The sequence below is a fragment of the Nostoc sp. CALU 546 genome (genome assembly GCF_048836525.1).
In genome coordinates, this window is the sequence record NZ_JAWJTF010000022.1 from 24,793 (window position 1) to 36,621 (window position 11,829).

Genomic DNA, 11,829 nt, shown 5'->3' on the forward strand with positions numbered 1-11,829 from the left:
TTCCTCCTCCAATTTCATCCTGCCCACCTAGCACTCCGTACAATTGCCATTTGATCGAGCAGTCTTAGGCACTGGTTTTTTTTAGCACTTAATGACCACTCTCCACGTAAAAAAGGAGCCATAGTATCTGGAACATTAGTTGGTGGCATGAGATTTTGGACATCCAGCCAATCCATACCACCAATTTCCTCTACTGCTAAACCCACTATTGTGTCTTGCTCCTCAATGGCAATCACCGAAATTTCAGCTCTATCCGTGTTTAATGCACTTGCTTCCCCAAGAAATTGACCCAAATCGGCCACCCAAATAACTCGACCTCGTAAATTTAGAGTACCCAAAAGTAAAGGAGAAGCATTAGGAATCGGGGTGATTCTATCAGGACTTAATTCAATTACCTCCCGGATGCCAGTTGCTTGTAGTGCAAACTCCTGATGCGAGGGAATGTAAAACCTCAAATGTAACTCACCTTCAGGACTTTCTACTTGTAATTCTGGTCGGAAGTGGTCTTGACCGCTGCCACTTAAAAAGTCCGGTTTGCTGACCATGTTGTTTTTATCCTTATCCTCGCAGCAGTTGTTTGACTGTTCCTACCAACTCGGTTGGTTGAAATGGTTTGGCTATGTAGGCATCTGCACCCTGTTTCATCCCCCAGTAGCGATCAAATTCTTCGCCTTTGGAAGAACACATAACCACTGGGACATTTTGGGTTTTTGGATCGGATTTTAACCGCCGACAAACTTCGTAGCCGTTCATCCGGGGCATGACAATATCCAATACCACTAAATCTGGAGGTGCTATTTGAATTGCCTCCAATGCTTCTAATCCGTCACTGGCATGGGTAACTGTTAGGCCAGTTGCTTTCAGGAGGTCTGTAATCATCTCCCTTTGCGCGATACTGTCTTCCACAATCAGAACTGTGCTCATAAGTGTCTATTTACCTCCTGATGTAGACGTTCCTATTTGGAACATTCCCTGATTCCTCCGCAAGTATTAACTGTATAAATTAATTCTATGTTTTCACTATTTTCCCGGTGATTGACGTTTCACGAAGTTGGCTGACTCTGTGATAACATCTTTTAACTCATCTTTTAGTAGATCAACAAATCTTCGATCTCTTTATATGTCTCATAGATGAGGAAGAAATAATCAATTCCCCATGCCCAATGCCCTATTTTCCTTGCTTGCTGATATATTTATCCACGAGCATGAGTAACTCAATGTCTGTAAATGGTTTTGTTAAATAATCTGTAGCCCCGACCATCCTAGCTTTGACTCGATCAATAAACCCATCTTTCCCAGTAAGCATGATAATTGGTGTGAGCCGAAATGCTGTTGAATGTCGCAGCATGGCGCAAACCTCGTACCCCTCCAATTCCGACATGGCAATGTCGCATAAAATTAAATCTGGTTTAAGTTGAAAAACTAGACTCAGTGCCTCTAAAGGATTGGTGAGCGCGATCGCTTCATAACCTTGTGGTTCTAAGATGGAATTTATAGTCTCACCGATGGCGATCGCATCGTCAATACATACTATCCGCCCCTTTTGTTTTTCTTTCAATTCCCAGCTATCTGTGTGAATGTCTGGTTTACTGGTGGCTAAATATACTAGTTGTAGCCAACCCTGTTGCACATAAGGATATATTGCTTTCGCGACTGTCAAAATGTCTCGGTTGAGATGGCGAGCTAGTTGTCGCAAGGATGTTTTACCATCAGCCCAATGTTGTAGCTTATTTACGGTTGCTTCTGGTAGGGAAGATTGTAGCTGAACTTTGTCAGATAGCACTGGCAATTGTTCTGGAGACTGAATATGTGGATAGAGTTGCTTCCACTCTTGCACTTGCTTCGTAATTTTTGTCACAAATGGAGCAATCTCAAAAGTGTTTAATTGCGGAGCAAGTGCCACACCCTGATGGAAAATAAAGTTACCTTGGCGCAAACTCAGCAGGTCAAAGAGAGTTTCATGCACCAAGCCTTGAATGATACTACCAGCTATCTTTGGGTTGATAATATTCCGCTCCAAGAGTGCCCAAAGATAGGCATACTCTGGCGCGTCGGTTGGTGGTAAAGAGGCAATTTGTTTGTCGGTGAGTCGCATCTCAACTCGATAATGACGTAAATAATCGCTAATTCTGGATAAACTACTCTCGCCTTCTTGGCAATAGATAATTTGACCATTCAGGAAAAAGACGAACCAAGACTGTTGTTTAGGGCGATTAATACTTGCTCCGTCTCCACCCAGTTTGTTGTTATGGTGAGAACTATAAGCTTCCACCCATAGTTGCCCAGTTCGCTGTCCCAACTCAATCAATTGCAGGATACTGCAAATATCAATTTCATTTAAATTTCCCTGCATTTATCTAAAAGTTACTCCTTAAGTATTGCTGAATTCTGAATGCTGAATTCTGACTTCTTCTTTCAGTATTGATTATGGAGTATTGAAAAGATTTTTACCCTGTTCTGATTGTTTTTAGGAAATATATTAAGCTATGAAGCTTCATCTTTCGTAATACACTTTGACAAAGCTAGTGTTAACACGGAAGTCATCATCACTGTCATCAGTACAAAATATAAAGGCGCGACTAGGTCGCTTCTATAAGTATCAAGACGTAATATCTCGCGTCTATAGTTTTGTCCGTCTTGTTCTCTTTAACTTCGGTTCAGTGAGACAAGTTAACAGAATTATTTAAGGTATATCCCAAAACACGAATTTGAAGTGCATCAATAAAGGACTAACGGTGTGCTGTATTTAGCAGAAGTACAAAAACAGAAAGGTGGTTTACTCAGTGGCGGTGCTAAAACCGAACTGAAACTGCTAGCTTGTCAGCGAACTGACCAGAATTGGAGTACTGTGTCGGAAGAAGTGATTGCCGCTGAGGACGCAAGCAAATTAAATGATGGTGCTTTGGTACTGGCTGAACTGAATCCGAATCGTCAAGTGCAGCGGATTCAAGAAGCAGGGCGGCCACTAGTCAACATTTTGCAGAATTTTTCCCGCCAGTTGGAGAAATTTAAGCTCAAGGAAGATGAGATTGATCAGTGGAAACAGTCGTTAACGTTTCAGGCGCAAGAGTTGAATCGCCGTGAAATGGACATGGAGGTACGCTCGGAACAGTTGCAACAATTGGAGGATGAGGTACAACAACTAGAGGAGCAAAAACAGGAAGTTGATACCTCGCGCCAGGAAATTGAACGGTTGCAAGCAGAAGTTGAGCGCAACCGCCAAGAGTTGGAAGGGGCTTGGGAGCATCTACGCGGTGAGCAGCGTCGCTTAGAGGAACGTCAAGCGGATTTTCAACCAGGGACGGTTTTGGATGAGGAGCAAAGTCGGGTAATGAGTGAGTTACTCGATCGCTTGTCTAGTCGTGTTGCTCCCACGGAAACAGTCAGAGAACACCTGCATCTGGCTTTTGAATTAGTCGAAAAGCAGCAAGAGACTCTTACCCCGCACTGGCAAAAACTTGAGGAGCAAAAAAGTGCGATCGCACAACAGCAAGAAGAAGTTGAGCGCTTGTCACAAACTTTTAGCGATCGCCAAAATGCATTGCAAGAGGCACAAAATTCTCTAGTTCAGCAAACAGCCCAATTGCAAATAAATACAGCAGACCTTACCAGCAAGCAAGAGTATGCTCGGATAATCAAAGAGCAGTTACGAAGCGCCGAAGAGTTATATCAACAGATGCATTCTTTAGCTGCAACATCTGGTGATGTAGTTCTCGGCCAACAAGCTGATGTGGAAGCTTTGGAGAAAATGCCTTTAGAAGAACTACAAAAGATAGTGCAAGACTTGGAGCATAAGTTAGAAATAGACGCTAGCTTTGTTCACGATCAAGAACAAGAACTGAAATATAAACAAGAAGCTATAGAAGAACTCCAAACTAAATTAAATAATGCATCTGACCATGACCACATCAATTTAGAACTAGAACTAACTGATGAAAAAGACCTTTATCAGATGCTAAACTCCAGTTTGGTGGGACAACGCCGCAATATGCTACAGCATCAAAAGTTTCTCAAGCAACACCAAGCTGTAATGCTGCGACGCCAAGGACATACTGTTACTGAAGAAGAAAGTAACAACAAAATTAATTTAGAACCGATTCTGTTACAAATTGAAACCCAGCGACAACAATATTCCCAAGAAATTCAAAAGCTAGAACGTGAGATTGACCAGATTCGTTCTGGTGTTGAGCTAAATCAGGGAATGATTGACAATCAAACTCACGATCTAGATGAAAAGCGCCAAGAACTGAAAGCGATTGAGGAAAACTTGCTATCTCTACGAAGAACAACTGCTGAATTATCTGGTCGAGTAAATCTTTATCAAGAAGCACTACAACCAATTCAGGATTCTCTAGATGGATTACGGCAAAAGCTACAAGGAATTGGAGAATCTTTGGATCAATTCCAGGAAACTGGTGATTCTCAAGCCCAAGCGATCGCACAGTTGCGCCATATCCTCCAGGGTTTAATGCCTCAGCCCGAATTGTTAGCCTCTTAAAAAGTAGACATCTGGCGAAAATTAATTCTGCGTTGCTCGAAATCCTTGCTAGGGACAATTCATGAATTGTCCCTAATTCATTTTCACCAGATGTCTAGTGTCCTTTGAGTTTCAATACGGTTCGGTTAAGGCAAAAGACGCGATGAATCGCCGTCTCTACAAAAGACCGATTATTGTAGAGACGGCGATTTATCGCGTCTTTGTGATAATCATCAGCTAAAAACGCGCTGATATCGCTATCCCGAAATGTACGTAGCACTTGTGGTGTCTCCAGTCTGATGGGAACTGGAGACATGATTTAGCAGGAATTACGAGTCTACCAAGGCGATCGCTAATTAAACTGATCAAAAGTGATACCAATTTGACATGAAGACGCACCAAACGAAAATTCACTTTTAATCTGTGCTGCAAGCTTGCTTTTAAATTTTGTCTGCTTCCCTCCATAACTAGCAACTTAAGTTAGATTTAAATTTTGAAATACCTTTTGGGGTTTTATTTAAAAATTGGAAATTTTGCATTGCTTATGAAACGGCGACCATACATGCTTATAGGATTTTTTCTCAGCCTTCTTCTAACTATCGTGCCTTTGTCAGGCAATTTTACCAATGCTGCAATACCAACAGCAGTCGCACCTGTATCCTCATTCACCCAAGGGGTACAAAAAACGGTATTGGACAACGGTTTAACAGTATTAACTAAGGAAGTCCATACTGCTCCAGTGGTAAGTGTGCAAGTTTGGTATAAAGTTGGTTCACGCAACGAGGTTAAGGGAGAGAATGGCATTTCTCACCAGCTAGAACATTTGATGTTCAAAGGGACAAATGACCGTCCAGTACAGTTTGGACGGTTGTTTAGTGCCTTGGGTAGCCAGTTCAATGCTTTTACTAGTTATGACGAAACAGCTTACTTTGGCACTGTGCAGCGAGACAAACTGGAAGCACTGCTGACACTGGAAGCCGATCGCATGGAAAACTCCTTAATTGGGCCTGAGCAACTGACAAGTGAAAAGCGGGTGGTGATTTCTGAGTTACAGGGGTACGAAAATTCACCAGACTATCGTCTGAGTCGGGCAGTGATGCGAGATGCTTTCCCCAGCAAAGCCTATGGTTTACCTGTGGGGGGGACAAAAGCAGATGTAGAGAAATTCACGGTGGAGCAGGTACGGAATTATTACCAAACCTACTACAGCCCAGAAAATGCCACGTTGGTGATTACCGGAGATTTTGCCACCGAACCCGTACTCAAAGTTGTGAAAGAAACTTTTGGGAAGTTATCGCAACGATCAGAAAAGGACACAGTACTTGATAATGCCAGGAGAGCAATTGATCGTTACTCGGCATCTTCTGCCCTCGCCGACGCTTCCCCATCTAGTCCTGTTGCGAAAAAAGCACCAATTGTCCTCAAGCAACCTGGAAGTGCAGCACTATTGCAAGCAGTATATCCTCTGCCAGATATCAAACATCCTGATGTCCCAGCAATTGATGTGATGGATGCCATTCTCACAGGTGGACGTAGTTCTCGGCTTTATCAGGCTTTGGTGGAATCTGGGCTTGCCAGTTCAGTAAGTGGCGGTGCTGTCGAACTTATTGAACCGGGTTGGTATGAAATTAATGCTACGGCGGCTCCAGGTCAAGAGTTAGGGAAAATTGCCCAGGTAGTCCAGGAATCTTTAGCAAAATTGCAACAGCAGCCAGTTACCTCAGAAGAGTTGAACCGAGCGAAGACTCAAATGCAAGCCTCGTATATTTTGGGGAACCAAGACATCACTAGTCAAGCCAGTCAACTGGGGTATAACCAAACGATCGCAGGAGATTATCATTTTATTGAAAAGTATCTCGCAGCGATCGCTAAAGTCACACCTACTCAAGTCCAGCAAGCAGCGAAAACTTACCTCAATCCGGCTAAACAAACCATCGGCTTCTTTGAGCCAACTCAACCAGATGGTAAAGCAGGGACTTCCGGTACTGATTCTGGTCGCACGGTGGAAAATTTCAGCCCCGGTAAGCCTGTAGATCCAGCAGAATTGGCGAAATATTTGCCACCTGCCACATCAGCGACAGATTCAACCAAACAATCACTACCAGAGGAGTTTACCTTAAATAATGGTTTGAAGGTTTTGCTCTTGCGCGATCGCAACCTTCCCACCATTAACTTAAGCGCACAAATTGACGCTGGTACTGAATTTGATGGCAATCAAAAAGCTGGATTAGCGACTCTGACTGCAAACAACTTAATGAATGGGACGCAGACTAAAAATGCTCTCACCCTAGCTAAAACCTTGGAAGACAAGGGAGCAGGTTTGAACTTTAGTGCTAGCCGCGAGGGAGTTAACGTCAGCGGTGAGGGACTTTCAGCAAATCTGCCGATATTGATTCAAACTCTGGCAGATGTGTTAGAAAATGCCACTTTCCCAGCCGATCAGTTAGAACTGAGTCGCCAACGGGCATTGACAAGTCTGAAAGTCCAGCTAGATGATCCTAGAGGATTGGGACGGCAAGTATTCCAGCAGGCAATTTACCCCGAAAATCATCCATTCCACAGCTTTCCTACAGCCGAGAGTTTAAAGAGCATTACTCGTGATGATTTGCTGAGTTTCTATCAGACACACTACCGACCGGATACCACAACGATCGCAATAGTTGGAGACTTTGATTCAGTTAAGCTAAAAGCTTTGCTGAATCAGGTGTTTGGTAAATGGCAGTCCACAGGGAAGCCACCTGTTCTCAAAATACAGCCCGTACCATTACCGCAAACTTTGACACGTCTAAACAAAGTAATTCCAGGTAAATCTGAGGCTGTTACCTACATTGGCTACAATGGCATTTCTCGGAAAGATCCACGTTATTATGCGGCACTAGTGCTAAATCAAATTTTGGGTGGTGATACCTTATCGAGCCGCCTGGGTACGGAAGTGCGCGATCGCCAGGGTTTGACTTACGGTATATATAGTGGTTTTGCTGCCGGAATTAATCCTGGCCCGTTCTTGATTCAAATGCAAACTGCTCCTCTTGATGCCCAAAAAGCGATCGCTAGTACTCTCGCCTTACTTAAACAGTTACGCGAACAAGGCGTGACTGAGGCTGAATTTAACACAGCAAAACGCTCAATTAGCAATAGCTACCCAGTGGATTTAGCCAATCCCAGTAATGTATCCAGCATCATTTTGGATAATGCTGTTTTGGGGCTTTCGCGATCGGAAATCCGAGAATTTCCTCAGCGGATTCAAGCAGTAACTATGGCTGATATGCAAAAGGCAATTGAAGATTTAATTAAGCCAGAAAACTTGGTGATTGTCACCACCGGCCCTGGAAATACATTACCCAAGGGCAGTTAATTACCTCAGATACATAGCAATCCGCTTTGATTTTTGGACTTACTTGCGTAGGGAGGCAATAGGCAATAGGCAATAGGCAACAGGTAATAGGCAACAGGTAATAGGCAATAGGCAATAGGCAATAGACAACAGGCAATAAAGCTTTTTGACTTGTATGGAGTTTTATTCACCTTCTGCCTCCTGCCTCCTGCCTCCTGCCTCCTGCCTCCTGCCTCCTGCCTCCTGCCTCCTGCCTTCTGCCTCCTGCCTCCTGCCTCCTTCAAATTGAATAAGACACTGGGAAAGACTTCGCATCCTTGGGCTTCACATACACTCGCTGTTGTGGTTCTAACTCTAAGTCATTAAAGCGATCGCGTGTTAAATGCGCCATCACCACTTGCCCGTCATCGAAAGTTAATTCCACTTGAATTTCCCAACCCAAATGGATCAATCGGCTCACTGTCGCAGCTGTAGTAGCACCGTTAGCAACTTTTTCAAAAATCACATCTTGCGGACGCAAAAACACTTGTGGGTGTGGTGCATCAAATCCGCTACTTTGAAAAATCTTCGAGGTGCTAGGTAATACGTTCACTGGGCCGATGAAGCTCATCACAAATGCAGTGGCAGGATTATCGTAAATTTCTGCTGGTGTCCCCACCTGTTCTACACGCCCTTTATTCATGACCACAACCTCATCGGAGACTTCCATTGCTTCCTCTTGGTCGTGGGTGACGAAAACCGTGGTAACATGAACCTCATCATGGAGGCGGCGTAACCATGCCCGTAAGTCTTTGCGGACTTTAGCATCAAGTGCGCCAAAGGGTTCATCTAACAGTAATACTTCCGGTTCTACTGCCAGTGCCCTTGCTAAAGCTACCCGTTGTCTTTGACCACCGGAAAGTTGTGATGGATAGCGATCGCCTAATCCAGTTAATTGCACCAATTCGAGTAATTGTTCTACCTTTCCCTTAATTTTCTTTGGCTGTGCTTTACGAATTTCTAAGCCAAAGGCAATATTTTGCTTGACAGTCAGATGCTTGAATAAGGCGTAGTGCTGAAATACAAATCCAATATTCCGCTGTTGCACGCTTTGGTATGTGGCGTCCTTACCAGTCAGCAGGATTTTGCCACTATCTGGAATTTCTAAACCTGAAATTAACCGTAGTAGCGTAGATTTACCTGATCCCGATGGCCCTAGCAACGCAACTAGCGAACCACTCTTAATTTCCAGGCTAACCTCATCAACTGCCTTGAAACTCCCGAATTGTTTGGAGACGTTCTCAACTACTATGCCCACTGCTGCTGTACCTCTGCAACTAAATCTACAGATCCTTGGTAGGATTACTGTGTCTTACATATACCATACATCGATATTTATAGATGAACAAGATTTAGGCTCTACTTTTCAGCACTCACTAAATACCCAATTCCCAATGCTCCATGCCAACTTACCTAGTTCGCAACAACTGCACAAAGGTATTACTCACCGTATTGTCTTTGGTATCGGCGGCGTATTGAATCAAATCTTCTCGCAGTTCTTTGGCTGCGTCTAATGGGAGTAAGGTTGCTAGCAAGAAGTAAACGCCACGAAAACGGGGATCGCCCATTCTATCAACTAATAGTCCTTCGGCGGCATCACTTTCGCCCAGAAAGTTCTGCACCAAGAAGAAATCCATGATTTTATCGTGACGGAAGTACCATTCTTTCTTGGCTTCGCCTTTTTCATCTTGCCACTGACGGCTGACTACCATTTTGTATTTCTCGTCTTCTAAAGACATGGCAACTTGGTGAAATTCATCTGCGGGTAAGGCTTGTTTGTCATCGAGTCGCATTTGGTAGACGGCGGCTGAGAATCTTTTGAGCGGAAATTCTTGTTTCCATTCTTGCTGGTATTCTGCTGCCATCAGGTTGTATTGCTGTTCTTGCAAGCGAAACAAGTTTGGCTGTTTACCTTGTGATAGCATCAGCGCTACCACAGTTAGATCCATTGGATTGGAAAGAATTCGGCGGACAGCATCTAACTCTTCTTTGGCTTGCTGGTTATTGAGGACTTCTGTTAAATAATTGGTGCAAGCTTGGGCATAATCAGCACCTTGAATTTTGGCATCTTGGGGGAGTCGCGGCTGACGGGAGATCAAAAACTCTTGAATTTGTTGTTGTTCAAGGGGCTGCAAGTAGTAGGTTTTGGCTGTTGAGGGGGGTGTCCACTCTAGGGGCTGGGTTGTCATGATAATGTTGCCCCGGAAATAGCTTTCCACAAACTGGCAGATTTTTGCCCGTGTTTCGGCGGTGACTTCGTTGAGTCCGTCGATGCAGATATCTATCGCGCCACTGTAAATCAGGTTTTTCAGGAAGCCAGCATCTTGGGCTTGGCCGTGTAGCTTGTCTTGGATGGCTTCTATTACGCCTTTATGACATTTTTGGGCGGGGAGATAAACGACAATGCGCTGGGAGTTTTGCAAGAGATGACGGAGAAACATCGACTTGCCTAAGCCGGAATCACCTTCTAAGATAATTTGTCCTTGAATGCTGGGTAAGGCTGCGGTAATTGGCTGGATGTCTCCTGAAGTGGGAACTTTGACTTTTGATTCTGGGAAGTATGATTGGTCATAAAAATTATCTAAGCCGGCATCGGCTAATAGGGAAGGTTTGAAGGGTTCAAATAATTTGCGGCGGAAGGGGGGAAACCAGGTGAGGAGAAAGCCGACATAGCCCACGCCGAGAATACGGCGTACCCAAGGGTTCCAGAAGAAGATGGCTTGGATTTGGGGAAATTTGGGGTAGGCAAAAATCAGGGCTAGCCAAAAGGCAATGTGAGCGATGATAGTGTTTCTGGCTTTGAAAAACCACTGCCAATATTCCAGATTATTAATTACTGAGTGTAGTGTATCGGCATGAGTGGAGTTAATTTTTTTGAGGTTGCTGTAATGAGTTTGCAATAAGTTAATATCTTGTGCTTTCCAAAGAATTTGTTTGTTGGCAGCGACTTCAGAAATTTGCTGTGCTAAATCTTTTCTTAATTGGTTTAGTTCTTGGCTGGGTTCCCAGGCTTGGCGAAAGACATTTAGTGTTTTGATACCTTCAGCGTGTGTCAGTTTATCGGGAGTTGCTTTCGGTCTGCCTAGCCATGTGAGCAAGGTTTTGACTTCATCAGTGCCGCCACCAAGGAAATAGGTTAAAAATCGCCACTGTGCAAATTCTGATTGGCCTTCGTAATAGACGCTATCCAGAATTACAACAATATTATTTAGGTTGAGTTGTTCTATCTTCCCCAATGCCGATGCTGCGCTGTAGCGAACATAATACTCAACGGATTTATCCTTGAGGAAGTCAGCGATGTCTTTGACGTAGGGTTTGGCTGCCTCACCCATTTTACCCAATGCCTCTGCTGCACTAGAACGAGCATTAGCATCAACGGATTTATCCTTGAGGAAGTCGAGGATGTCTTTGACGTAGGGTTTAGCTGCCTCTCCCAGATTTCCCAATGCTGATGCTGCATCAGAACGAACCTCAGCGTCAACGGATTTATCTTTGAGGATGTCAGCGATGTCTTTGACGTAGGGTTTGGCTGCATCCCCCAGATTTCCCAATGCCACTGCTGCACTAGAACGAACACTTAGATCAACGGATTTATCCTTGAGGAAGTCAGCGATGTCTTTGACGTAGGGTTTGGCTGCCTCTCCCAGATTTCCCAATGCCTCTGCTGCACTGGAACGAACACTTGGATCAACGGTTTTATCCTTGAGGATATCAGCGATATCTTTGACGTAGGGTTTAGTTGCATCCCCCAGATTTCCCAATGCCACTGCTGCACTGTAACGAATAGAGGAGCGATTAAGGATAATAGGGATATTGGTATTCTCTCCAAGGATTTCAGCTTTGAGGAAGTCAGCGATGTCTTTGATGTGGGGTTTGGCAACTTCACCAAGATTTCCGAATGCCTCTGCTGCACTAGAACGAACATAATCATCAACGGATTTAACTCCTTGAGGATGTCAGCGATGTCTTTGACGTAGGG

The 11,829-nt window shown here is 44.2% G+C and carries 7 protein-coding genes and 1 pseudogene; 2 read left to right on the plus strand and 6 right to left on the minus strand.

Annotated elements, in window-relative coordinates; genetic code table 11:
* Positions 1-14: 14 nt before the first annotated feature.
* From RRG12_RS13440 to RRG12_RS13450, 3 genes are all read right to left on the minus strand, one after another.
* Complete coding sequence (locus tag RRG12_RS13440) at positions 15-545, minus strand: chemotaxis protein CheW (protein WP_069073697.1); 531 nt, start codon at positions 543-545, stop codon at positions 15-17.
* 13 nt (positions 546-558) lie between these two features.
* Positions 559-924: a response regulator transcription factor gene (locus RRG12_RS13445; RefSeq protein WP_069073698.1), complete on the minus strand. Its 366-nt coding sequence runs from the start codon at positions 922-924 to the stop codon at positions 559-561.
* Positions 925-1,168: 244 nt separating this feature from the next.
* Entirely contained in the window at positions 1,169-2,353 is a 1,185-nt protein-coding gene (locus RRG12_RS13450) for a response regulator (protein WP_420759639.1), read from the minus strand.
* 384 nt (positions 2,354-2,737) lie between these two features.
* On the opposite strand from RRG12_RS13450, the gene hmpF reads away from it, so the two are divergent.
* The gene (gene hmpF / locus RRG12_RS13455) at positions 2,738-4,498 is read left to right on the plus strand and encodes a pilus motility taxis protein HmpF (protein ID WP_420759640.1); all 1,761 of its coding nucleotides are present in this window, start codon (positions 2,738-2,740) and stop codon (positions 4,496-4,498) included.
* 94 nt (positions 4,499-4,592) lie between these two features.
* On the opposite strand, the gene RRG12_RS13460 is transcribed toward hmpF, so the two are convergent.
* Positions 4,593-4,793, minus strand: coding sequence for a hypothetical protein (locus RRG12_RS13460; protein ID WP_141699857.1), 201 nt, complete (start codon positions 4,791-4,793; stop codon positions 4,593-4,595).
* Between the two features lie 228 nt (positions 4,794-5,021).
* Here RRG12_RS13460 and RRG12_RS13465 point away from each other — a divergent pair, with 228 nt between their 5' ends.
* Positions 5,022-7,832: a M16 family metallopeptidase gene (locus RRG12_RS13465; protein ID WP_420759641.1), complete on the plus strand. Its 2,811-nt coding sequence runs from the start codon at positions 5,022-5,024 to the stop codon at positions 7,830-7,832.
* Between the two features lie 259 nt (positions 7,833-8,091).
* Here RRG12_RS13465 and RRG12_RS13470 read toward each other — a convergent pair whose 3' ends face one another.
* Together RRG12_RS13470 and RRG12_RS13475 are read right to left on the minus strand one after the other, a co-directional pair.
* Positions 8,092-9,108 carry a sulfate/molybdate ABC transporter ATP-binding protein gene (locus RRG12_RS13470; RefSeq protein ID WP_420759642.1) on the minus strand — a complete coding sequence of 339 codons (1,017 nt, stop codon included), beginning with the start codon at positions 9,106-9,108 and terminating at the stop codon, positions 8,092-8,094.
* Positions 9,109-9,259: 151 nt separating this feature from the next.
* A pseudogene (locus RRG12_RS13475) lies at positions 9,260-11,829 on the minus strand (HEAT repeat domain-containing protein); the annotation flags it as partial.